Source organism: Nocardia sp. NBC_00508 (assembly GCF_036346875.1).
GTDB lineage: Bacteria > Actinomycetota > Actinomycetes > Mycobacteriales > Mycobacteriaceae > Nocardia.
The window spans coordinates 3,153,640-3,178,287 of record NZ_CP107852.1; the positions used below are offsets into that span (position 1 = coordinate 3,153,640).

The following is a 24,648-nucleotide window of genomic DNA, read 5'->3' on the forward strand; positions in this document are numbered from 1 at the left end:
TGTTCCGCTCAAGTTTGAAATTCTCCGTCGAGCCGTTCCGGCTGTGTCGATGGGTCGCCGGATCGAGTCGAACGCTACGCCGCGACATGGGCGAAAGCGACGACTCCGACACCGCCGAATGCGGTGATTGCGCGCTTCGACCGCCTTCGGGTGCCTACGATGGCCACGGCCGTCAGTCGATGCATCACTATTCAGCCCGAGTCGAGGAGCCAACGGATGCGTGCGATCGTGGTACGGAAGTTCGGAGCGACACCGGAGCTAGCCGAGATGCCGATGCCCGAGCCGGGGCCGGGAACCGTGCGGGTGCAACTCCAGGCGGCCGGGGTGAATCCCTTCGACCAGCGGATGGCCTCCGGCGTGCTGGACGGCAGATTGCCGCACGATTTTCCGATGATCCTCGGGGTGGACGGTGCGGGCACCGTCGCCACGCTCGGCGCGGGCGTCAGCCGGTTCGCGGTCGGCGACCGGGTGGTCGGCAAGTTCCTCACACCGCCGGTCGGCCACGGCAGCTTCGCCGAGTACGCGGTGCTCCCCGAAGGGGGGACGCTGGTGCCGATCCCGGTCGGGGTCCCTACCGTCCAGGCCGCGGCGTTGCCGACCGCGGGGGTCACCGCACAGGACCTCGTGGACGCCACCAACATCCAACCCGGCCAGACCGTGCTGATCGTGGGCGCCACCGGCGGCGTCGGCTCGTTCCTGGTACAGCTGGCCAATATCGCGGGCGCGCATGTCATCGCGACGGCGAGGAGCGGCTCCGCCGACCAGATGACCCGTCTCGGTGCGACCGAGACGGTCGACTACACCGCCGGCCCGGTGCGCGACCAAGTCCTCGCCACGCATCCCGAGGGCATAGATGTCCTGTTCGACCTGGTCAGCGCACCCGAGGCGCTCGCGGAGCTGACCACCCTCGTTCGTGACGGCGGGACGGTGTACTCCACTACCTTCGCCGCCGACGAGGACGCCTTGCGCGCACGGTCCATCACGGGCGGCAACATCGAATCCAAAGGCAGGGCTCCGGAATTGGCCCGGCTGATCCAGCGGGTCGCGGCAGGCGACGTGGTGGTGCCGATCGACGCGACCGTACCGCTCGCAGAGGGGCCCGCGGTCATCGGCGCACCCGGCGCGCGTGGCAAGACCGTGCTCGCCATTTGAGCGCTACCGCCAGGCCCAGCGCCGGATCGACACCCCGTGAGGCCGCCGGATTCGTCTTCTGGCCGACCGACGGGGAACCTGTCGAACAGATCCGTCGTTATACCGAGCAAGTCGTGCCCGCGGTCCGAGCCGGCGCCGGGGCCTGACCGGCCGTCTCATCGCGACGACGCGGCGAGGGTTTCGGTGCGGCTCGCCCGCGGCGCCCCGCACGACGGGTCAGCGACATCCGCCGTTTGCCCACCGATTACCGTTTGGCCGGGTCTTACGGCTTATACCCACACGACCACGGCATTTTCGGGGATACTTGTCGGCGGGAGACCGCCGGTAACGGGTATGTCCCCGGGCAGAACTGAGGGAAAGGAAGCTCGACGTCGTGGATGCGCGTTCGGCTGCGCTGGTCCGCGCCAATTTCCGTTCGGTGATCGAATCGCCGAATGGACCCGAGCGGTTGGTCAGCGCGTTCTACGGACATTTGTTCGCCGAGGCCCCCCGGCTGCGCGAATTGTTCCCGCCTGCCATGGATATGCAAGCCAAGCGGATAGCCACGGCCATCCAGTATGTGCTCGACCACTTGGAGGACTGGGACCGGGCACAGAAGTTCCTGGAGCAACTCGCCCGCGACCACCGCAAGTTCGGCGTCGAGGCCGCGCACTACGACGTCGCGGGCCGTGCCCTGCTCGCCGCGTTCCGGGTCTACAACGGCGCGGCCTGGCACCGGGGCCTGGAGGAAGGCTGGCGCGACATCACCATCCTGATCTCCGCGTCCATGGCCATCGGCGCCAACTCCGACAAGTCCCAGCCGTACTGGGAGGCGACCGTGGTCGGTCATCGCCGCGTGCTGGAGGACCTGGCCATCGTGCGCCTGCAGTCCGACGGGCCGGTGCCCTACCAGGCCGGGCAGTATGTGCCGGTCGTCGTGCCGCAGCGCCCGAAGATGTGGCGCTACCTCTCCCCGGCGATCCCGTCCAATCCGTACGGCGAGATCGAGTTCCACGTGCGCAAGATCCGCGGCGGATGGGTGAGCCCCGCGATCGTCAACGAGACCAGGGTCGGCGACCGATGGCAGATCGCCGGACCGCTCGGCGGCCTGCACGTCGACCGGGACAGCGGCCGCGACGTGCTGATGATCGGCGCGGGCACCGGCATCGCCCCGCTGCGCGCCCAGCTGATCGAGATGGGCCAGCGCGGCATCAACCCGCGGGTGCATTTCTTCATCGGCGGCCGTTACCCCTGTGACCTGTACGACGTGGAGAACATGTGGCAGCTGTCGCAGAGCAACCCGTGGCTGACCATCGTGCCGGTGTGCGAGCAGAAGACCAACCCGTGGTGGTACCCGCATCCGCCGCAGGACGCACCGTACGGCATGCACCGGCGCCTGATCGGTAACCTGGGCGCGGTGGTCGCGAGCTTCGGCGCGTGGGCGGACCGGCAGATCCAGATCGCCGGATCGGCACGGATGATCGCGGACACCCGGCGTGCTCTCATCGCAGTCGGTACGCCCGAGCAGATCATCAGCTGCGACCCTGTGTAGGAGAAGGAGGCCCCGGTGGGGGATCCGAGCACGCTCGGTAACGGTGCGCATCAGGCGCCGGAATGGACCTCGACCGTCGTCGGCCATCATCGGCTTCGTCACGACCTCGCGGTGATCCGGTTGATCGGCGAGTTCGTGCCGTTCGGCGCGGGCCAGTCGGTCGAGGTACGGGTGCCGCAGCACCCGGGCGTGCGACGCAGGCTCTCCCCGGCGCTGCCGCCCTCGCTGGACGGCAAACTGGAGTTCCATGTGCGCACCGTGCCGGGCGGCTGGTGCAGCGGCGCGATCGTGGCCGACACCCAGCCGGGCGACGAGTGGCGGATCGGCGCTCCGCTCGGCGGGTTCCAGGTGGACCCCGACGGCAACGAGGTGGTGATGATCGCGGGCGGCACGGGATTGGCGCCGCTGCGCGCACAAATCCTCGACCTGGCTCGCAAGCCGGAACCGCCGCCCACCTATCTGTTCGTCGGCGGGCGATACCCGCGCGACCTGTACGCCGAGGACATGCTGTACCTGCTGGCCGAGGAATTGCCCTGGCTCACCGTGATTCCGGTGGTGGAAAGCCCGGAGGACCCGGACTGGGTGGACGAGTGGTACGAGCAGTCCCGCGTCGACATCGGCTTCCCGGCCGACGACCTGCTGTACGGCACCCTCGCCGACGTGCTCGGCTCCCACGGCGCGTTCCTGAACCACCAGGTCCTGGTCTGCGGCTCCCCCGCCATGGTCCAGACCACTGTCGAGCGCCTGCTCGAAACCGGAACCCCCGCGGAACTGATTCAATTCGAAGGGCTCTGAACCGTCAGAAGAGCGGGTCGTGGCGGATGTTCTTGGCCGGCATCCCCGCCGCCATCAGGCGGAACTTCGTGGTCTGCACCATCGAGGGTGAACCGACGATCTGCACGTCACGATCGGCCCAGGCACCGAAGCTCGCCACGACTTTGCCGATCTGTCCGATCACCCGCGGTTCCAGGGCGGGCCACAGCCCGCGGGACTCGTCGGGTTCGACGTGCCACCACGGGTCTTCGTCGTGTTCGGTCACCGGCGTGACGGTGAGCCAGCGGTTGGCCACCGCCAGGTCGTTCAATGTGTCCAGGTCGTAGAGGTCGCACGGGTGGTGACCGCCGACGAACAGGTGCACCTTCGGATTGGTTCGCCGTTGCGCCATCGCCATGAGCTGCGCGCGCAGCGGCGCGAGACCGGTACCGCAGCCGACCATCAGCATTTTGCGCTTGGTGTTGCGCGGAACACCTAGTCCACCGAGCGGCGAGCCGAACAGCCACTGATCGCCGACGGCGGTCTGGCCGATGATGGCCGAACTGACCCAGCCGCCGAGCACACCGCGGACGTGGAATTCGATCTCACCATTGGCGTTCGCGGGCACGGCGGGCGAGAGATAGCGCCACATCCGCGGCCGCGACGGGATCTGCACGCTCACGTACTGGCCCGCGGCGTAGCGCATCGGCTGGTCGAGCTGCAGCCGGACGATGACCAGGTTGCGCAGCACCTCGCGCCGCTCGATGACCGTGCCGGTCCACACCGGTGGCGTGGTCTCCTTCTCCGCCGCGCCGATCATGGTGTCGGAGATGATCTTCAGGCCCTCGTCCCAGGCCCGGTCGACCTCGTCGGTCCACATCTCGGTCCCCGCGAACACCTTGACGGCCGTCTTCAGCGCGGTGGCCACGGCGACGTAATGCACGGCCTGCACGCCGTATTTGCGGTGGTCCCTACCCAATTGGGCGAGAAAGGGCAGGAGCTTGTCGGGCTCCTCCAACCGGTCCAGCGCATAGGCGACCGCCTTGACCAGGCGATCGCGCTGGGAGTCCATCGCGGCCGGAAAGAAATCGCGGACGTGCGGGTAGTCGGTGAACAAGATCGCGTAGAACGATCTCGCCAGTTTCTCCGGCCCTCCATCTTCCGCAGCAACCGCCTTGAATGTAGTTCTGATCAAAGCGACAGTGCGCGAATCCATTGATGTCACAACCCCATTTCGCACTAGTACACGAACCGTGCCGGCGAGTGAGGTGCTGCGGGGCCACTCGACAGCAGCCGATGGCAAGGAGTGTAGGCGAGGTTTGCCAGCTACGGAATCTTTCGCATAAACATCACGCGTGCGATTTCGGCAAAACGAGGGCGCACAGCGAGACACGCCAGAGAAACCAACTGGAAGACGGTAGATCTGCCACAAAATCGGCCGTTTGATCGCCGAAACCTCAAGGCCCCCTTAGGAAATTACGTCCCAATCGGTCTGTTCTAGCGACTTCACGGCAACATCGAGACTGACAATCCGATTGCGAAACCTTCGAAAGTGACCGATACCGTCGACCAATCTATGGTGAAAGCGCAGTGTTCATTCGAGAGTGAAATGACGAGACCGGTCCGACTTCCGGCCAACGTATTCTGGTTTACTGTCAGCAAATTTGGCGTCTGCCTGCCGAAACGACAACGCCCCCGGCATCGGATCGCGGTGCGCGATCGGAGGCCGGGGGCGGCGATGTGTGCCGGTTACAGTCGGCGCCTGCTGTCGTCGCGGCGATTGCGCGGCTGCCAGACGACCAACGCGGTACTGCGTTGCGGAGGCGAAAGATCGGGGCGGTAGCCCGCCCGCATCCGCTCCAGCTCCGCCGCCAGCTCGGCGACCTGCTGGCGCAGCTCCTCCACCTGATTGGTCAGTTCGATGATGCGCTTGATGCCCGCCAGGTTGACGCCCTCGTCCTGGGACAGCCGCTGCACCTCGCGCAGCAGCTCGACGTCCCTGGCCGAGTAGCGCCGCCCGCCGCCCGAAGTGCGTTGCGGCGTAACCAGTCCCAGACGGTCATACGTGCGCAGCGTCTGCGCGTGCATGCCGGCCAGTTGGGCCGCCACCGAGATCATGAAGAACTCGGCGCGCGACCCGCCGGACGCGTTCTTCGGTTCAGAGGACATCACGCACCCGCCCATCCCGCACGTGGATCGAAACCGCTGGACCGCTCCGCCTCCTGGTAACGCTTCAGGGCATCCACGGCGTCACCGTCGAGCTTCTGCGGCACCGCCACCTTGACGGTCACCAGCAGGTCACCCGCGCCGCCGCCGCGCTTGAGCACGCCGCGACCGCGCACCCGCAGGATACGGCCATCGGCGGTGCCCGGCGGCACCTTGACCCCAACTCGGCCGTCCAGTGTGGGCACCGAAACCGTGGTGCCAAGGACCAATTCGCTGTAACTGACCGGAAGCACCAGGGTCAGATCGTCGCCGTTACGGCCGAAGACCTTGTCCTGGCTGACGTGGACGGAGACGTAGAGGTCACCCGAGGGCGCCCCACGCAGCCCCGCCTCGCCCTGACCGGCCAGCCGGATCCGTTGCCCGTCACCGACTCCAGGAGGAATCCGCACCGTGATGGTGCGTGTGCGGTTCTGGATGCCGCTGCCGCGGCAGTCGACGCATGGGTCATCGATGATCGAACCGCTGCCCCGGCACTCGTCGCACGGCTCACTGAAACCGAACGCGCCCTGGTTGCGGCTGACCACGCCGTTTCCATTGCAGACCGGGCAGACTCGCGGACTCGTCCCCGGCTTGGCGCCGCTGCCGTGACAGGTGGTGCACGGCGAGGGGCTGGTCATCCGCAGCGGAACCGTGACGCCCTGGGCTGCCTCCCGGAAACCGAGCGTCGTCTCGGTCTCCACGTCGGCGCCGCGCCGTGGGCGGCTCGCGGTCCGCGTGCCGCCCCGGTTGAACAGACCGCCGAGCAGGTCGCCGAGGCCACCGTCGCCGGCGGTCGAGCCACCGAAGATGTCCCCGAGGTTGAACTCCTGCGAGAAGCCTCCCGCGCCGGGAGAGAACCCACCGCGACCGTACCCGCCGCCCACGAAGAGCTTGCGGGTGTCGTCGTACTCCTTGCGCTTGGCCGGATCCGACAGCACGGCATGCGCCTCGCTGACGGTCTTGAACCGCTCCTCGGCCTTGGTATCACCGGGATTGGCGTCCGGGTGCAAGTCGCGCGCGAGCTTGCGGTAGGCCTTCTTGACCTCGTCCTGCGAGGCAGTGGAGGAGATGCCCAGCTCCTTGTAGAAGTCCTTTTCGATCCACTCCCGTTGGCTCACCGAGCATCTCCTCCTCTCGCTTCGTTAATTGTCGTTCGCGCCGGCATCAACGTCCGATGCCTCTTCCGTTACCCGATCGGCGGTTTCCGCCTCGGTAGCCTCCGTCAGATCGGCCACGCCATCGGTTACCCCGACGAGCGCGTGCCGAAGCACCCTATCGCCGAAGCGATAGCCCTTGCGCATCACTATGCCGATCACCGGGTCATGGCCGGAACCCTCGTGCTGCACGGCCTCGTGCAGGGTCGGGTCGAAAGGCTCACCCTCCGAACCGAACTCCTCGAGCCCCTGCTTGAGCAGCGCGGCCGCCAACTTGTCGGCCACCGACTTCAGCGGACCCGACTCCAGGTCGCCGTGCGCCCGCGCCCGGTCGAGATCGTCGAGCACGCCCAGCAATTCGGTGACCACCGATGCCTTGGCGGAATCGATCGTGGCCTTGCGGTCGCGCTCGACCCGGCGCCGGTAGTTGGCGTACTCCGCGGTCAGCCGCTGCAAGTCCGCCGTGCGCTCGGCGAGTTCGCCGCTGATGGTGTCGGCGAGTGCCTGAGCATCACCGCCGTTGTCCGGTTCAGCGCCGTTGCCCGACTCCGGGGCCGGGCCGGCCGCGGCGCTGTCCGCGGCCGGCTCGCGAATCTCCCCGGTCTCCGGGTCGATCTTCCGGTTGTCGACGAAGGTGATCGGTTCCTTCTCCGTGTTGCCCTCGGTCACTTCTTCTCCGTGTCGACCGGCTCGTCCACAACCTCGGCGTCCACGACCTGGTCATCCGACGCGGCACTCGACGCGCCGTCGCCGGAGGCCGCGGCATCCGCGGCCGAGGCCTCGTAGATGGCCTGGCCGAGCGCCTGCGACTCGGTCGCCAGCTTCTCCACGGCAGCCTTGACCGCGGCGATGTCGGTGCCCTGGAGCGCCTCCTTCGCCTCGGCGACAGCCGCCTCGACCTTGGACTTGACGTCCGCGGTGACCTTGTCCTCGTTCTCCTTGATGAACTTCTCGGTCTGGTGCACCAGTGACTCGGCCTGATTGCGGGTCTCGGCCTCCTCGCGGCGGGCCTTGTCCTCGGCGGCGTGCGCCTCGGCGTCCTTGACCATCCGGTCGATCTCCTCCTTGGACAGGCCGGAGCCGTCCTGGATCTTGATCCTGTTCTCCTTGCCGGTGCCCTTGTCCTTCGCGGTGACGTGCACGATGCCGTTGGCGTCGATGTCGAAGGTGACCTCGATCTGCGGCACGCCGCGCGGGGCCGGCGGGATGCCGGTCAGCTCGAAGGAGCCGAGCAGCTTGTTGTGCGAGGCGATCTCGCGCTCGCCCTGGAACACCTGGATCTGCACCGACGGCTGGTTGTCGTCGGCCGTGGTGAAGGTCTCCGAGCGCTTGGTCGGGATGGTGGTGTTGCGCTCGATGAGCTTGGTCATCACGCCGCCCTTGGTCTCGATGCCCAGCGACAGCGGGGTCACATCGAGCAACAGGACGTCCTTGACCTCGCCCTTGAGCACGCCGGCCTGCAGGGCGGCGCCGACGGCGACGACCTCGTCCGGGTTCACGCCCTTGTTCGGCTCCTTGCCACCGGTGAGCTCGCGCACCAGCTCGGTGACGGCGGGCATGCGGGTGGAACCGCCGACGAGCACGACGTGGTCGATGTCGGACACCTTGATGCTCGCGTCCTTGATCACGGACTGGAACGGCGCGCGGGTGCGGTCGAGCAGGTCCGAGGTGATCTTCTGGAACTCGGCGCGGGTCAGCTGCTCGTCGAGGAACAGCGGGTTCTTGTCGGCGTCGACGGTGATGTAGGGCAGGTTGATCGAGGTGCTCTGCGAGGAGCTCAGCTCGATCTTGGCCTTCTCGGCGGCCTCACGCAGCCGCTGCATGGCCATCTTGTCCTTGGTCAGGTCGATGCCCGAGCTGGCCTTGAACTTGTCGACCAGCCACTGCACGACCCGCTCGTCCCAGTCGTCGCCACCGAGGTGGTTGTCACCCGAGGTCGCGCGGACCTCGACGACGCCCTCGCCGATCTCCAGCAGCGAGACGTCGAAGGTGCCGCCACCGAGGTCGAAGACCAGGATGGTCTGCTCCTTGTCGCCCTTGTCCAGGCCGTAGGCGAGCGCGGCCGCGGTGGGCTCGTTGACGATGCGCAGCACGTTCATGCCCGCGATCTGGCCCGCCTCTTTGGTGGCCTGGCGCTGCGAGTCCTCGAAGTAGGCGGGCACGGTGATGACCGCGTCGGTGATCTCCTCACCGAGGTAGGCCTCGGCGTCGCGCTTCAGCTTCATCAGCACGCGGGCGCTGATCTCCTGCGCGGTGTACTTCTTGTCATCGATCGCCACGGACCAGTCGGTGCCGATGTGCCGCTTGACGGAGCGAATGGTGCGGTCGACGTTGGTAACGGCCTGGTTCTTGGCCGGCTGGCCGACCAGTACCTCGCCGTTCTTCGCGAACGCGACGATCGACGGGGTGGTGCGCGATCCTTCCGAGTTGGCGACGACGACCGGCTCGCCGCCTTCGAGAACGGCGACGACCGAGTTCGTGGTCCCGAGGTCGATTCCGACCGCACGAGCCATTGTGTTTCCTCCTAGTTGACGTACCAATCTGTGTCGGTGCTGGGCGAACAACCGCCCTGCGGCGCCCATACCGGACGCCACGAGACCTCGCCCCTCGCACCTCACGGAGCACAGCCCCAGCAATACTGAGCGTGGTCGGCTCAATCCTGCATCGTCACGATGCCGGTAGTCAACCGAAACTTGAGCCGAACACACTCAATCTTGTCGAAAGGCTCAACGGACGAACCGCGCGAATAATTCCCGGAGACGCCAGGCGCGCAGTTCTCGATGGTGCTGCCAGTTCCCCGTTGATACCTTCGCCGGAACTGAGCACAATCGGCATTCATGGATAACGGCGCACCGATCACGCCGCACTGCGGCGATGCCGAGGCCGACTACGACGTCCTGCAATGGGACACCCGCGTGGACTGCGAAGTGCGCCAGATCCTCGACCGGGTGGCCGACAAGTGGTCGCTGCTCGTGATCGCGCTGCTGGACCAGCGCAGTCTGCGGTTCACCGAACTGAAGCGCGCGATCGACGGCGTCAGTCAGCGGATGCTCACCAAGACCCTGCGGCATCTGGAACGCGATGGCCTCGTCCAGCGCAGCGTGTATCCGACCATCCCGCCGAGGGTCGACTACGCGCTCACCCCACTCGGCGCGAGTCTGCACACCACGATCAAGGCGCTGGTCACCTGGACCGAGACGCATCAGAACGAAATCGCCTCGGCCCGTAATACCTACGACCGCCGCGCGGCCGAGGAAGCCGCGGTCGGCGTGTGACGGGGTCCGTTCCGGTCTGGTCCCCATTCCCACGCACTAGGGTGACGACGGGGGTGGCCTGACCGGGGCCGCCCCCGTGCGCCGTCGATCCGAGGAGTCGCCATGAGGGCCGCCGTCGTCACAGCCGCCGAGTTCGACGTCGCCGAACTGCCCACGCCGCGTCCCGGAGCGGGTCAGCTGCTGATCGACGTATCGCGCTGCGGCATCTGCGGCTCGGACCTGCATGCCCGCACACATTCCGACGAACTGGCGGGCTTGGCGGTGGCCACCGGTTACGAGCACTTCATGCGCTCCGAGCAGAGCGTGGTGCTCGGACACGAATTCAGCGGCACCATTGTCGATTACGGGCCCGACTGCCGCAGGCGGTGGAAGACGGGCACCCCCGTGGTGGCCCTGCCGATCGTCCGGCACGGCGCCCAGCCACATCTGGTCGGGCTTTCGGCCGCGGCGCCCGGCGGCTACGCCGAACAAGTGGTGGTCCAGGAATCGATGACCATGCCGGTGCCGAACGGCCTGTCCGCCGAACACGCCGCGCTGACCGAGCCCATGGCGGTGGCCTGGCATGCCGTGCGCAAGGGCCGGGTCGGCAAGGGACAAACCGCCTTCGTCATCGGTTGCGGGCCGATCGGCCTCGCGGTGATCAGCATGCTGAAGGCTGCGGGCGTGCGCACCGTGGTCGCGAGCGACTTCTCGCCGCGCCGACGCGAACTCGCGACCGCGTGCGGAGCCGACGTCGTGGTAGACCCGGCGACCGAGTCGCCGTGGGACGCCGCACCGAAGAAGGGCCGGATCAACGACGTCACCGACATCCTCGGGCTCGGTTTCGACACCATGCAACGGCTGCGGCGGGTCCCCAACCTGCCGTGGTGGTATGTCTTCCGGCTGGCGCACACCCTGAACGCGGGACCGGCCGGGCCGGTGATCTTCGAATGTGTCGGCGTGCCCGGAATCATCGATCAGATCCTCGCGGCGGCGCCGCCGCTGTCGCGTGTGGTCGTGGTCGGGGTGTGCATGGAAGCCGACCGCTTCCACCCCGCGATGGCGATCAACAAGGAAATCGAACTGCGTTTCGTGCTCGGCTACGACCCCGGCGAGTTCCGCGACACCCTGCACATGCTCGCCGACGGCAAGGTCGATCCGACCCCGTTGATCACCGGGACCGTCGGGCTGGAAGGCGTGGCGAACGCCTTCACCGCCCTCGGCAACCCGGAGCGGCACGCGAAGATCCTGATCGACCCGCGCAGCTCCGCCGTCACGCCGATCTGAGCGGCCGCCTCGTCACGGGGCGGCGGACAAGACGTCGTCGGCGATCTTCTCGTCCAGCGTCACCCGCACGAGCGCCGCGGCGAGATCCGCGGTGTGGTGATCGGGTGCGAGGTCGGCCAGCCGGGCCGGATCCTCCGGCAGCTGGACGCGTTTGGCCCCGCGCAGGGCCCGCTCGTCGAAGTGCGGCCGCACCCACGTCCAGATGTCCTGGACCTCGCGCAGGAAGATGTCGCTTCCGGTGGGACCGATGCCCTGGAACTCTTGCAGCAGTTCGGCGGCGCGCTTCGGGTCGTTGTCCGCCTTCTTGGCCAGTTCGCGCAGGTCACCGTGGTAACGGTCGAGCAAGCGCGAGGCATTGGCGCCCAGTCTGGTCGCGGTGCTCTCGTCGTATCGGCGGTAGTTCGCCCGGCCGAGTGCGTCGACCAGCTCCTGCCAGTCCGCGTCCGCGACCCGGTGCGGCGTGCGGTAACCGTTGGCGATCAACTCCCGCGTGGCCGCCACCGCGATCTCGGCGGAGATCCGGGTGCTGAGCAGCTCGGCGAGCATGAGCAGCTGGAACAGCGAAGCCGGTTGGTCCTCCAGCGTGATACCCGCTTCCTCGGCATAACCCGTGCCCGCCCGGACGAGCAGTTCATGTACGACATCCTCTTGGCTCATCGTTGCCTCCTCTCGCTATCGGCGGCATACCCGCAGGCAGGTCCGCTACACCGCCCGCGAAGCTACCCATTCGACCGCCTGAGCCCGCTGTGGGAGCGCCCCCGACGGGGCGGGTTCCGCGACGATTGCCGGCAAGGAGGCGCTATTCCGGCAGCAGACTCAGCGCGCCTTCCGCGCTGCGGGCGGCCGTGAGACAAGCGGTGACCGTGAACTGGTCCGCGAGGGGGTGGCGGGCGCGGGCGCGCCATTTCCGGACCGCGGCGACAGCGTGGGCGCGCTGCACCCCGGGCGCGGCATCGATCGGAAGGCCGAGCCGCAGATGGGGCGCGATGCCGGACCCGCCGATCAGGCGATGCAGCTCGGCGAGATCGTCCGCGGGCAAGGTCAGTTCGTCGGTGCGCAAGCGGCCGAGCAGGCGCAGCTCCGCGAAGCCGTGCACATCCGCGAGCAGGGTGCGCACCCGCGGCAGCAGACGATCGGCCGCAGTGCCGGGGTAGGCGGTGAGCACCCTGGCCAGCGCCGTGAGCGCGGAATGCGCCTTGAGCTGGTCGGCGCGTTGTCCGAACTGCACGTCGAGCACCGAACGCAGTTCGTCGACACCGCTGCGACCGGTCAACTCGGCGGCGAGCGTGGCCGAATCGCGCACGCCGAGGCGAATCAGGGTGACCGCCATGCGGATGCCGAACAGCCCGAATCGTTCGGCGAGCTGCGCGCGCAGTTCCGGCGGCACCGGCAGTGGCACGTCGGCGCGCGCGAAGCGGTCAGCCGAAAGCAGAGCGGAGCTCAGTTCGTCGACGGATATGCCGGCCAGCGCCTGGAACGCCGCGAACTCCTGCTGACGCAGTGTCGCCGCGGCGAACGCGAGCAGCCCCGCGACCGGGATCACGGCCTGGCACAAGCCGGTTCGCTCGAGTTCTCCCGCGAAACGCGCGGCAACCTCACGCGCGGAGTGCAACGCGTCGATCCGGCCCGCGCCGATCTCGTCGGCTCGGGAGACCACGCCGATGATGCCGAGCGGGCCGTGCGACCCTGGACCGCCGTTGGCCGCCGCGGTCCCGGCGCCCACGCGCTCCAGGAAGTGCACATCCGCCGCGTCCAACCTGCGCAGCAGATACACGACCGCGTCCGCGCCCGGGATGGCGATGCCCCGCTCCGCCTGCTCGTCGTCCTCTCCTGGCATCAACAACCGCGCCGTACGCCGCGACACCTCCCGCGACAGCGACGACGTCCCCGGCGTATCGATGATGGTGGTGTGCGCGAGCGCCGCGGCGGGCCATTCGACCTCGATGTGGTCGACCTCGCGCGGCACGGGGGCGTTCCAGTTCAGCCGGTCCAGGTCGAAGGTCAGCCCATGGGTTCCGCTGCCGCGCCGGACCACGACGTGCGCGCGGGCGCCGTCCGCGGCGTACGCCGTCACGCTGGGGGTCGAACCGTATCGGTACCAGGTGACCACCCTGGTGCACTCGGTCGCGTCGGTGGGGGCGATGTCCTGCCCGACAAGGGAATTCAGCAGGGTCGACTTGCCCGCCTTGATCGAACCGGCCAGCGCCACCCGCAGCGGCTGGTCCAGTCGGCGGGCACAGTCGGCCAGCAGTGCCCGGGGCCGCGGTTCGCCCGCGAGCGACGCCTGCGCCGCGCCGACCAGCTGATGGGCTTCGGCGACGATGCCCGGCACCGCGCCGACTTCACGTCTCACGACTGCGCCTCGCCTGCGCTCGGCTCCGTCGTTCGCTCGCTGCGCTCCCTCACGGGGCTACCGTACCGGCGGGTCCCATCGGTAGCGCGGTCTGCATGGCATCGGCATATCGGCGCAGCTCGGCGACCACGCGCAGCTGTTGTTCGAGCTGTGCGCCACGCTCGGCGCGGCGGGTTGCCACCATGGTCGCGGCCTCCTGCGCGGCGCGCAGCGAGTCATCGATCGAGCGGAGGCTGCGCTGAGCGACGCCCGCGTAGTGATCGCGCAGCGCACGGTGGATGCGGTGCAGGCGGTCCTTCGACTCCTTGCCCGCCTGGAACGCCACGTCGTCGACGAAGCGACGCACCGCCGCCTTCCCCTCGTTTCGCCGCTTGGCCAGCCTGGCCTGCTTGTCGTCACGGAAGGCCTTGCCGCCCACCAGAACTCCCGCGCCGATCGAGATCGGGTTGAGCAGGGCGAGCCCGGCGAAGGTACTGGCCAGCCCCACCATCAGCACACCGCCGTAGGAGCCGCGCATGCCGACGAGCAGCTTGCTGCCGAAGCCGATGTCGGGTTCCAGATCGGCGAGCGTGCCGGAGATGGCGCGGCCGGTGTCGGCGCGCAGGCCGGGCCGCACGTCCGGCAGGTCGACGGCGCCCACCTCGGAGAAATGTTCGGCGACCCGTTCGGCGAGCTGGATCGCCCGCGAGTGGGTCCACAGCAGGTTGTCGCCGAGGGCGGTATCGACGGTGCCGGTGAGATGTTCGGCGATGCGGTCCCAGTGCCTGCCGGGATCGTGCTCGTCGATCCATTCCTCGGTGGTCCGTGCGAGGGTGCGCAATCGGTCGCGCAGATCATGGTCGACATCCCCGGCCAGGTCGGTGATGCCGTCGGCGAGGGTCTGCTGCCACGCCGCGGTTCTGCGGTGCAGTTCCTCGGCGGCCGCGCGAGCGGATTGCAGCTCCCGTACCGCCGCCGCGCCCTGGGCCGGATCGCGGACGGCGACCAGCTCGCTGCCCAACGCGAGCGCGAGATGCTCCGCCACGGAACGGATATCACGCGCCACCGCCGCGCGGGTGGCCAGTTGGTCACGCGCTACGACCTGGTCGCGCAGGAACTGATAGAGCACACCGAAGCCGGATTCGATACCCAGCTGACTGTCCTGCAAGCGCATCGCGTGGGCGCGCAGCAGCGACGACACCGGGATCATCGGCACGTCGAGGCGGGCGCGCTCGAGGTGGCCCAGATCGGCCTCGTGCACCTGACGCCAGTGCGGGTACAGGTCGGTCTTGGTGAGCAGCAGCGCGACCGTCGGGCACAACTCGCGCACCTGCCGCAGGAAGGCCAGTTCCGGCTCGGTGAGCTCGGTCGACGCGTCCGACAGCACCAGCACCGCGTCCGCCGCGGGCACCAGCCCGAGCACTCCCGCGGCGTGCGCGTTGCCGTGCCCGCCCACGCCGGGGGTGTCGATCAGGACGATGCCGTCGGCGAGCAGCGTGTTGGGAATCTGGACTTCGAGACGCACGATCCGCCGCCCCTGCGCAAGTGGGGAGCGCGGATCGATAGCACCGATATCCGCGATCGGCACCGCGACCCTGGTCTCCGCGCCGCTGGAATCGCCGTGCGCCGCGAGCACCAACTCGGCACGCGGCTCGGGGCCGTGCGACAGCAGCATCGGCACCGTGGTGGTGGCATCGTCGCCGACCGGGCAGATGTCCAGGTTCAGCAGAGCGTTGACGAAACGGCTCTTCCCCTGGTCCAGCTGCCCGGCGACGACGATGCGCCTGCGCGGGTCACGGACCCGGTCGGCCGCCACCTCGAGGCGGCCGACCAGATCGTTGCGGCCCGCGGCGCGCGCCGCCGCGATGGTCTCACCGAGTACTGATAACAGCGGTACCGCCGGTGGTGCGGGTTTCGGCGCGGGCGTCCCCATCGCGGTATGGACCTCTTTCCGTAGAACCGGCCAACTGTCAGTGCAGGAACGTGTCTCCGGTCAGGTCGGCGCCTGCCGAACCGGAGAGATCCGCGCCCGCCTGCGTGTCGCCGAACAGGCCGGCGTCGGTCTGCGCACCCGTGGTGCTGTCCAGACCCGAACCGAAGGCGCTCGACACGTCCAGCGAGGACCAAGTGTGCGCGGTCGAGCCCACGCTGCCACCGAGACCCGCCTCGGTGTCCACCGCACCCTGCGTGGCGCCGCTCACCGAGCCGCCGAGTCCGGCGCCCGCGTCCGCCGCGCCACCGACCGTCGAGTTCAGCCCACCACCGAGCCCCGATGTGGTGTCGAGGCCCGCGGACAGCCCGGATGTCGCGTGCGAACCGGCATCGATGCCGCCGCTGATTCCGCTGTCCAGGCTCGAGCCCCACTGCGCACCGGCATTCGACGCGCCTTCGAGTCCGCCGGAAAGTCCGCCGCTCGCGTTGCCCACAGCTCCGAGGCCGGTGGACAAGCCGGTCTCCAGACCCGCGCCCGCCCCGATCCCGCCATCTATTCCGGTGGTCAAGCCTGAGCCGAGTCCGGCACCCGCCTGCGCTCCCGCATCGAGTCCAGCCGACAGACCCGTACCGAGCCCAGCGCCAGCCTGTGCTCCCGCATCCAGACCAGCCGACAGACCCGTACCGAGCCCAGCGCCAGCCTGTGCTCCCGCATCCAGACCAGCCGACAGACCCGTACCGAGCCCGGCACCAGCCTGCGCTCCGGCGTCGATGGCGCCGCTGAGGCCTGTCTCGAGACCGGAACCGGCCTGCACCGCGCCGTCCACGCCGGTGGACAATCCCGCGCCGAGACCAGTGGACAAACCAGTTTCCAGTCCGGTGGTCGCCTCGGCCCCGGCATCGAGCGCCGTGCCGAGTCCGGTTTCCAGGCCCGTACCGAACTGGCCTCCGGCGTTCAGCGAGCCATCCAGGCCGCCGCCGAGTTCCGCGCCGGTGCTCACCGCCGCGCCGAGTCCGGTCGCGAGACCCGTTTCCAGACCCGCCGTCGCCTGCGTTCCGAGGTTCGCGGTCCCGCCGATGGCAGAAGAGAAGTTGCCACCGAGTCCGGCGGTCAGATTGCCCGACCCCTGCGCAGCGGTTTCGATTCCGCCGGTGAGCCCGGTCGTCGCTTGGCCTCCGGCCTCGAGCACGCCACCGATCCCAGTGGACAAGCCGCTCTCCAGTCCGGTGCCGATCTGTGTACCCGCGTCCGCCGACCCCTGCAATCCGGTGGAGAGCCCACCACCCAAGTCGGCACCCGCCTGCGCACCGCCGCCGAGCGCGGCATCCAGACCAGTCGTCAGGCCACCGGCCCCCTGCAGCGCTCCCTCCAGACCCGCACCCAGACCAGCACCGGCCTGCCCACCGGCACCCAGCGCCGCATCCACACCGGTCGTCAAACCGCCGACCGCATCCACAGCGCCCTCCAGACCCGCGCCGGCCTGCCCACCAGCCCCGAGGCCGGCGGACAAATCGGTTGCCGCACCCACTGCCCCCTGCAGCCCCGCGCCCAAATCCGTGGTCGCCTCCGCAGCGCCCTCCAGACCAGTGGTCACACCAGCCGCGCCACCAACAGCACCTTCCAAACCCGCTCCCAGGCCGGTCGCAGCATCAACGGCACCCTCCAGACCGGCACCTGTCTGCGCACCGCCGCCCAGCACCGCGTCCACTCCGGTCGTCAAACCACCGACCGCATCCACAGCTCCCCCCAGGCCCGCGCCCAGACCCGCGGTGGCACCCGCCGCGCCATCCACAGCACCTTCCAAGCCCACGCCCAGATTCGTGGTCACGCCTGCGGCGCCACCGACAGCACCTTCCAGACCCGCGCCCAGACCGGTTCCAGCTTGTGCACCGAGGCCTCCGGTGACGTCAGTTGCCGCACCGACAGCACCCTGAAGGCCCACACCCAAACCGGTGGTCACACCGGCCGCGCCAGCCACAGCGCCTTCCAGGCCCGCACCGAGGCCGGTCGTCAAGCCGGTCGTCGCGTCAATCGCACCTTCCAGACCTGCCCCCACACCCGCGCCGAGATCAGCACCCGCTTGGGCACCGGCGCCGAGGCTCGCAGTCAAATCGGTGGCCGCACCGACGGCGCCTTCCAGGCCCGCTCCCAGACCGGTCGTCAAGCCGGTCGTCGCATCTACCGCGCCCTGTAGACCTGCGCTGACGCCCGCGCTGAGATCAGCACCCGCCTGGGCGCCGGTGCCAAGCGCCGCGTCTATTCCTGTGGTCAGACCGGTTGCCGCGTCCACCGCGCCTTGCAGTCCCGCGCCGAGGCCCGTGGTCAGGCCCGCCGCCCCGTTCACGGCACCTTCCAGGCCCGCGCCGAGGCCGGTCGTCAGGCCCGCCGCCGCATCCACTGCGCCCTCCAGGCCGGTGGAAAGACCGGCGCCCGCGCCGACGGCGGCGTCGATGCCGGTGGACAGGCCACTCTCCAGGCCGGCGCCGATGTTTCCCGCGCCCGCCAACCCGGTGGACAGGTCGGCGTCCAGGTCGACGCCCGCGCCGATGCCGCTGATCACCTGGGTGCCTGCGCCGAGCAGGCCGCCCACGGCAGCACCCAGGTCGGCGCCCGCATTCACCACTGTGTCGAGGCTCGCGGCCAGCCCCGCCCCCAGACCGGCGCCGATCTCCAGGCCGGTGTCGATCGCGGTGTTCAGTCCGGCGCCGAGGTCGACGCCCGTGCCCACGCCGAGATCGATATCGGCACCAGCGCCCGCACCAGCGCCGAGGTCGACGCCGAGGTCCGCGCCCAGATCGACGCCTGCGTTCGCCACCGCGGCCGCGCCTACGGTGCCCGCCGCGCTCACCGCGGCCGCCGCACCGGTCTGCGCGCCCGCCGCCACAATTGCCTGCAATTGGGAACCCCCGGTGACCAGCGCCGACTCGGCGACCATCGGAGCGCACAGGGTGATGTCCTCGGGGGTCACCGCGCTCAGGCCCGCGGCGGCCAGCGCCTGGGTGGGATTCGCGCAGTAAGCGACCGCAGCCTCGTCGTTCCGCAGCAGATCGAGGATGAACTCCAGAATCGCATTGGGGGTCATGAGAATCGTCTCCTGAGATCCGGCGGACCTCCGTGATCCGCAGTCGTTGGAATGCAAATCACGCTAAGAGCGCATCTCGTTACGCCGAAACGGGGCGAACCCCTACAGCCGGTCGAGGGTACTCAGTAGGGGCGACGGCGAAATTAGGGGAATTACCCCAATCGTTCCCCTAACGAAGTAACGGCTGATGGCCAGCAACCGAAAGAACGGTTGCGTCGGCGTGGCTCCAACGGCCTGCGCACCAATCGCGGAACTACACAGCAGCGACACCGGACAAGACAGCTTTCGAACGGGGTTCTCGAATGACACAGCGCCTGGCGCTCGGCATCACTGTCGGGGCGTCCAATTCGGTCGCCGTGGCGGCAACGGAGGATGGCGACGACGGCATCGGCCCGTCCGGCGCCGGTTACCTACGCACGCACCCGAGCGTGTTGCGGTTGTCGCGGGACATGGCACCCACTTTCGGCTCGGGTGCGTATGCCACCGGCCGCCATTCCACTGACGTCCTGTTGGAAGACTTCCTCGCCAGGGTCGGCGATCCGGTGGGCATCCTCGCCGAGGACGGCTCGTCGTATTCCGCGCCCGACCTGGTCGCCACCGCGATCGGGTGCTTGATCGACGAGATCGCCGCGGACACCGGGCAATCCGCCACCCAGGCCGTCGTCGCCTGCCATCCGGCGTGGTGGTCGCGGCACACCGTCGAGATCCAGCGCGGCGCCCTCGAGCGGGCCGGACTCGGCGAAGTGACCCTGGTCCCGGAGCCGACCGCCGCGATCCGCTGGCTGGACGCGGCGCACGGCAGGACCGGCGACGGCGCGGTGGTCGTCTACGACCTCGGCGCAACCGGGCTGACCGTCTCGGTGGTACGCACCGGCGAGCACGCGAGCCTGCTCGGTTCGCCGCTGCGCTCCACCGATGTCGCCGGCGCGGAATTCGATCTGCTCACCATGCGCTATGTCCTGGCAAATGCCGTGCTCGCCGCGGATTTCGATCCGTTCGATCCGGCAGTGGAGCGCGAATTGTCAGCTTTGCGCGAGTGCTGCAAAAAAGCGAAAGAAGAGCTTTCCATAAATACCGCGACCGTCGTTCCGGTCCGGCTCGACCCCGCCGACCCGCACGGCAGCACCGTGCGGCTGGTTCGCGGTGAACTGGAAGACCTGCTGCGCGGACCGGTGGCGAGTTCGATCGATCTGATCCGCGACGCGGTACACCGCGCGGGACTCGCTATCGGCGACGTAGGTCGGGTCCTGCTCACCGGAGGTGGCGGTGCGATCCCCCTGGTCGCGGAATTGATCTCGTCCGAGTTCGGACTGCCGGTGGTCGCGGCCCCCGACCCGGGGCACACCACGGCGCGGGGTGCCGCGCTGCTGGCCGCCGATCTGGTCGCCGCCGAGACCGACCAGCTCCCGGTGGTCGCGCCGGACGCCGAGGACGAGACCGTGCCCCAGCCCAGAGCACTCCCCGCGCCGAGGCTCACGGCGCTGCCCGAGGATCGCCCGGCACGCCGTCGCCCACCGACCAGCAGGCGGCGCGTCGCCGTGGTCGCGGGTGCGGCCGTGGCCATCGGCCTGCTGGCCACCGGCACGCTCGCCATCGGCACCGGTATCCAGTCCGGCCCGAGCCATCCCGCCTCGACCGAGCAGTCCAACACCGGCGCGCAGATCGCGGCGACGACCGGAACGCAACCGGGCGACCCCGCGCCCGCCGCAGGTGTCGCCGCCACCGACTACGCGACGACTACGCGCCGCCCGGCAACCGATGCCTCGCAGCCGGGCGCACCTTCGTCCGCCGCCGAGGGCACCACCGTGGCCGTGGTCGACAACGAGCCGACTCCTGGCCAGCCCGCTCCCGCGGAACCGGCGCCGACGCAGCCTGCCGCACAGCCGCAACCACAACCGTCTCAAGCTCCGGCACCCGCGCCGACCAATCCGCAACCCGGACCGCAGCAGCCGCGGCCCACACCGCCGAACGTGCCGAGCCTGCCGACCGGCGTGCTGAACGACACCATCGACGGCGTCGGCGACACGGTCGGCACGGTGCTGCGCACGCCCGGCGAGATCCTGGGAGGTTCCGGTGGCTGAGATCGCCTTCGACACCCTCCCCTGCGCCCGCGACATCTTCCGCGACCTGGAATCCGTCGACGAGCAGCCGGTCGTCTACCTGATCCGCGGACGCTCGCAAACCGGCAAGTCGACACTCCTCGCGGAAATCCGAGCTCGCCTGCGCACCCGGGGTCTTCCGCTGCAGGACGACACCGCAGCCCTGCACAAAACGCACGCGCACAATGGCTCACACCACGTGACTCGCGCGCCGAGCGCGGTCGTCGCGGGCACCGCAGGCGTGACCACCGACACCGCCCGTCCCGCCCTGGTCATCGACAACGCCCACACGCTCGGCCGCTTCGACCTGGAATACCTCTGCGCCGCCGTCGAGTCCGGCCATCGCACAGTGGTCGTCGCCACCCAGCCGCGCCCACACGACACCCAGCTGCGGATGCTCGCCGAGGCGGTCGCCCGGCGCGGGCGCGTGGTCGATCTGCGCCCGCTCGGCGTCGCGGATATGGCGCCGTTCGCCAGGGAACTGGGCATGATGGTGCCGCGCCAGGTCGCCCAGCACATCCACCTGCAGACCGCGGGTATTCGCGGCGGTGTGGTCGCCGCGCTGACCGCGGCCTGCTCGGCGCGCCTGGACGCGGGCATCGCGGCCGTCGACACGGCCGTCGCCGCATGGGCGCGTGGGCTGCTGGACAATCTCGAGCCCGACCTGCTGGAAACACTCGTGGTAGCCACCACCGGAACCGGACTCGACTCCAGCGAGCTCACCGAGGTGCTCGGTGTGCAGCAGGCCGCCGCGCAGGATCTCATCGACCGAGCCAGGGCCAGCGCGCTGGTGACCGACGCCGACCTCCTGCTCGAGCCCGCCGTCGGGCCGCTGCGCACGCTGCTCGGCGACCGCAGGTTCGTCGCGGTCGAACGCCGGTTGCTCAGCGCCCGGCTGGAGGCGGGTCTGCTGCGCGACCGCACCGCCATGCAACTCGCCGAATCCGGTGTCCGCGATCCGCGCCTGGCCGAATTCCTCATCGGCGCCGCCGAGAAGGCCGGTCGCGACGCGGTCCGCTACTACGCCGCGGCGGCCTCGGCCGGGGCGGAACTCGATCTGATCGCGCTGCGCTGGGCCGAGGTGGCCGCGCGCACCGGCGACGGGGAGACCGCCATGCGGCTGGCCGAGCCGATGCTGGCGCGTTCGGGCAGCCCTGGCGCCGATCTCGCGACCGCCGTGCGGATCTGCGCGGCGGTGCTGACCCGCCGCGGCCTGGTCGCTCGCGCGGCGCAGTTGTACACCTGGCTCGGCCCGGACCGGGTCGGCCCGGACTGGGCGATCGGCGCGACCGTGCTGTGCGTGGCGGGCGACGTGGCGGGCGCCAAGGAGATGTCCGCGTCGGCGACACAGTGGCCGCCTACCGAGGCCGACGCGCACGCGCGGCTGATCGCGACCGCGCTCGCGGACACCGTCGAACCGGGCAACGGGACCGCCGCGGCGGTATCGGCACTGGTGCAGGCGGCGCACGCGGACGCGGGCGTGGACCGCTTCCTGCCGTGCACGGCGGCCTCGATCGCGACCCTGCTCTCCCTCGGCACCGGTGAGCCGCGCCGCGCGGGCGACGCGTTGCGGCGGGCCACCGCGAGCGGACTGCGCTGTCATCAACTCGACGTGCTCGCGGCCTGGACGGCGATGCTCGGTGGCGACGAGCGGGCCGCCGCCGCGAAGGCGGCCGAGCTGGACCACGCCGAGCTGGACGTCCGTGACCGGCTGCTCGCGCAGGGCGTCACGGTCGGTCTCGCCCGGCGCACTGGCGATCACACCGCGCTCGCCCGCGCGTGGCAGGCTGCGTATCCGCTCTTCGACGACGTGCAGGCCGATCTGCTGTCCCTGCTGCCGATCGGGGAGCTGTGGCTGGCGGGCATCCGGATGCGCGACGAGCGCCGGATCGCGCCGCTGGTGGACGCGGCGCTCGCGCTGCTTCGTCGCTTGGACGACCCACCCGCGTGGTCCAACGCCTTCCACTGGTACGGCGTTCAGGCCGCGATCGCGCACGAGAGCCCCGAGGAACTGCTGCCACACGCCCGCGCTCTGAAGGCGGCGGCCGAGGCGGGCGACCGGCACGCGGCGGTGCTCGCCGACGCGGGCCGCACCTGGGTGCTCGTACTGCGCGGCCAGGTCGCCACCGCACCGGTCCACGCCGCCGTCGCCGCGCTGACCGAGATCGGTATGACTTGGGACGGCGCCCGGCTGGCCAGCGAGGCAGCGCTCGCGGCCCCCGACTCGGCGACGGCCACCGCGCTGCTCAAACTGGCACGCACAGTCCGCGCCGACGCGCGCCCCCAGGAGATGCCCCCGCCGCCGTCCGCGCCCGCCGCCGCTCGCAACGGCGACGCGAACTCGGCACCGCCCGCGAAGCCGCAGGCCGCGATACTCAGCGAACGCGAACGCGAGGTGGCCGAACTGGTCTTGCTGGGACTCACCTATCGGGAGATCGGCGCGCGCCTGTACATTTCCGCCAAGACGGTCGAGCACCACGTCGCCCGCATTCGACGCCGGGTCGGTGCCCGCTCCCGTTCGGAGTTATTGTCGATGCTCCGCGCCATGGGACACGGCTCGCTTTTGGTGTGACCGGGTGCGGTTCCGTCAGCGGAAACGCCGAAGCGAGGTACTGAGGATGGCCACTGGGGTGGGCCTGCGCGTCGCCGAGCACGAGTGCACGGCGGTCATCGTCACCGACGGCGACGAGGAACCGCGGTACATCGTCCGCGAGTCGATCCTGCACATGTCCGATGACGGCGACACCGTACTGGGCGGCCCGGCGCCCACCGGGCACTCCCACTCGATCACCGGATTCGTGCCCGCTGTCGGCGACCCCGCGGGCATCTCGGTGGATGAGGGCGAGGCCTACCGCGCCGAGGATCTGGTCGCGACCGCCCTGTTCTGCCTGATCAACCTGGCCGCCGAACATCTCAGCGGTGCGGCCGAGTTCTACGCGACGCATCCGGCGGACTGGCCCGCCGAGGATGTGCGTTCCCTGCGCGAGGCACTGGACTACCTCGGCCTCCGCTCGGTCTTGCTGGTCAGCGAGGGCGAGTTGCCCAGCGCCGAGACCGGCGCGGCGGGCGGCTCGTTCGCCCACGACGCGGCGCGCGGGGCACTGGCGGCGGTACTCGCCACGCCGGCGGGCGCCACCCCGCCGGACCCGTCGACCGCGGAGAACTCCACGATCGACACCATCGTCATCCCCGCGGTGTCCGCCGCCGACGCACCACCGCAGGCGTATTCGGCGGCCATCCCGATCGCCGAACCGATCGGGGCCACCGAACCGGCTTCGCCCGCAAAAGTCACGCAGGCACCGGCCCCCGCGCGGGAGCAGAGGCGAACACCGCTGCTGGTCGCCGTGGCCGCGCTGCTCGGGCTGGTGCTCGGCGGCATCGTGGTGGCCGTCCTGTTCCGGGACAGCGGAGAGACGCCCGTGCCGCCGCTGCCCGACGCCAAGTCCGAGCAGACGTCGGTGACTCCGTCTCCGCCGCCCCCATCGGTCGTGTCGTCCACCGTGCCCACCACCACCACCGAGGAGCCCGAGCCGCCCGTGGTGAGCACCGAGACGACCCCGCCGGAGACCGCCGTCCCGACGACCACCGAGCCACCCACGACGACACCCCCTACCACTAGTACGTCGACGACGCGGACCACCACGACCACCCGCAACCCGTTCCCGCAACTCCCGCAGATCCCGACCATCCCCGGCATGGGAACACCGGGTAGTCGGTGATTAGTAGCGCCCTTCCCGGGTTTGTGGCTTAGAGTGTTGCGCTGACCCTGTTGTCGGATGAATTTCGACACACGGTCTGTTGCTGGACGAAGGCTGTGTGCCAATGGATTACGTCCCTGGCCACGGATTTAGCTGGCACGTGCGTGC

At 69.6% G+C, this 24,648-nt stretch carries 17 protein-coding genes; 8 read left to right on the top strand and 9 right to left on the bottom strand.

Annotated elements, in window-relative coordinates:
- Positions 1-216 precede the first annotated feature (216 nt).
- The 3 genes from OHA40_RS14105 to OHA40_RS14115 all read left to right on the top strand — a co-directional run bounded on the left by OHA40_RS14105 (position 217) and on the right by OHA40_RS14115 (position 3,478).
- Entirely contained in the window at positions 217-1,152 is a 936-nt protein-coding gene (locus OHA40_RS14105; protein WP_330233500.1) for an NADP-dependent oxidoreductase, read from the top strand.
- Positions 1,153-1,525: 373 nt separating this feature from the next.
- The gene (locus tag OHA40_RS14110; RefSeq protein ID WP_330233501.1) at positions 1,526-2,683 is read left to right on the top strand and encodes an FAD-binding oxidoreductase; all 1,158 of its coding nucleotides are present in this window, start codon (positions 1,526-1,528) and stop codon (positions 2,681-2,683) included.
- Positions 2,684-2,698: 15 nt separating this feature from the next.
- On the top strand, positions 2,699-3,478 hold the full coding sequence (locus OHA40_RS14115; RefSeq protein ID WP_330233502.1) for an FAD-binding oxidoreductase: 780 nt from the start codon (positions 2,699-2,701) through the stop codon (positions 3,476-3,478).
- A gap of 4 nt (positions 3,479-3,482) precedes the next feature.
- Here the strand turns inward: OHA40_RS14115 and OHA40_RS14120 are convergent, their stop codons facing one another.
- From OHA40_RS14120 to dnaK, 5 genes are all read right to left on the bottom strand, one after another.
- Complete coding sequence (locus OHA40_RS14120; protein ID WP_330233503.1) at positions 3,483-4,652, bottom strand: FAD-binding oxidoreductase; 1,170 nt, start codon at positions 4,650-4,652, stop codon at positions 3,483-3,485.
- Positions 4,653-5,185: 533 nt separating this feature from the next.
- Positions 5,186-5,605 carry a heat shock protein transcriptional repressor HspR gene (locus tag OHA40_RS14125; RefSeq protein WP_330233504.1) on the bottom strand — a complete coding sequence of 140 codons (420 nt, stop codon included), beginning with the start codon at positions 5,603-5,605 and terminating at the stop codon, positions 5,186-5,188.
- On the bottom strand, positions 5,605-6,759 hold the full coding sequence (gene dnaJ, locus OHA40_RS14130; protein ID WP_330233505.1) for a molecular chaperone DnaJ: 1,155 nt from the start codon (positions 6,757-6,759) through the stop codon (positions 5,605-5,607). Before dnaJ ends, OHA40_RS14125 begins: the two co-directional genes overlap by 1 nt.
- Positions 6,760-6,783: 24 nt before the next feature.
- Entirely contained in the window at positions 6,784-7,464 is a 681-nt protein-coding gene (grpE, locus tag OHA40_RS14135; RefSeq protein WP_330233506.1) for a nucleotide exchange factor GrpE, read from the bottom strand.
- Positions 7,461-9,308, bottom strand: coding sequence for a molecular chaperone DnaK (gene dnaK / locus OHA40_RS14140; protein ID WP_330233507.1), 1,848 nt, complete (start codon positions 9,306-9,308; stop codon positions 7,461-7,463). The genes grpE and dnaK overlap by 4 nt, the downstream gene beginning before the upstream one ends.
- Positions 9,309-9,632: 324 nt before the next feature.
- Here dnaK and OHA40_RS14145 point away from each other — a divergent pair, with 324 nt between their 5' ends.
- Both OHA40_RS14145 and OHA40_RS14150 read left to right on the top strand, forming a co-directional pair.
- Positions 9,633-10,070 carry a winged helix-turn-helix transcriptional regulator gene (locus tag OHA40_RS14145; RefSeq protein WP_330233508.1) on the top strand — a complete coding sequence of 146 codons (438 nt, stop codon included), beginning with the start codon at positions 9,633-9,635 and terminating at the stop codon, positions 10,068-10,070.
- A gap of 102 nt (positions 10,071-10,172) precedes the next feature.
- Positions 10,173-11,336: a zinc-binding dehydrogenase gene (locus OHA40_RS14150; RefSeq protein WP_330233509.1), complete on the top strand. Its 1,164-nt coding sequence runs from the start codon at positions 10,173-10,175 to the stop codon at positions 11,334-11,336.
- Between the two features lie 12 nt (positions 11,337-11,348).
- On the opposite strand, the gene OHA40_RS14155 is transcribed toward OHA40_RS14150, so the two are convergent.
- From OHA40_RS14155 to OHA40_RS14170, 4 genes are all read right to left on the bottom strand, one after another.
- Positions 11,349-11,993 carry an endonuclease gene (locus OHA40_RS14155; RefSeq protein WP_330233510.1) on the bottom strand — a complete coding sequence of 215 codons (645 nt, stop codon included), beginning with the start codon at positions 11,991-11,993 and terminating at the stop codon, positions 11,349-11,351.
- A 142-nt stretch (positions 11,994-12,135) separates the two neighbouring features.
- A complete protein-coding gene (locus OHA40_RS14160) occupies positions 12,136-13,689 on the bottom strand; it encodes a dynamin family protein (protein ID WP_330233511.1) in 1,554 nt (517 codons plus the stop codon).
- Positions 13,690-13,738: 49 nt separating this feature from the next.
- A complete protein-coding gene (locus tag OHA40_RS14165; protein WP_330233512.1) occupies positions 13,739-15,601 on the bottom strand; it encodes a dynamin family protein in 1,863 nt (620 codons plus the stop codon).
- Positions 15,602-15,638: 37 nt separating this feature from the next.
- Positions 15,639-18,683, bottom strand: coding sequence for an IniB N-terminal domain-containing protein (locus tag OHA40_RS14170; protein WP_330233513.1), 3,045 nt, complete (start codon positions 18,681-18,683; stop codon positions 15,639-15,641).
- 302 nt (positions 18,684-18,985) lie between these two features.
- Between OHA40_RS14170 and OHA40_RS14175 the strand changes: the two genes are divergently transcribed.
- Genes OHA40_RS14175 through OHA40_RS14185 form a run of 3 tightly spaced genes read left to right on the top strand, consistent with a single transcriptional unit; the run spans position 18,986 to position 24,501 of the window.
- A complete protein-coding gene (locus OHA40_RS14175; protein ID WP_330233514.1) occupies positions 18,986-20,764 on the top strand; it encodes an Hsp70 family protein in 1,779 nt (592 codons plus the stop codon).
- Positions 20,757-23,354, top strand: coding sequence for a LuxR C-terminal-related transcriptional regulator (locus tag OHA40_RS14180; RefSeq protein WP_330233515.1), 2,598 nt, complete (start codon positions 20,757-20,759; stop codon positions 23,352-23,354). Before OHA40_RS14175 ends, OHA40_RS14180 begins: the two co-directional genes overlap by 8 nt.
- A gap of 46 nt (positions 23,355-23,400) precedes the next feature.
- Positions 23,401-24,501 (top strand): hypothetical protein, encoded by a 1,101-nt coding sequence (locus OHA40_RS14185; RefSeq protein WP_330233516.1) that lies wholly within the window; start codon positions 23,401-23,403, stop codon positions 24,499-24,501.
- Positions 24,502-24,648 lie beyond the last annotated feature (147 nt).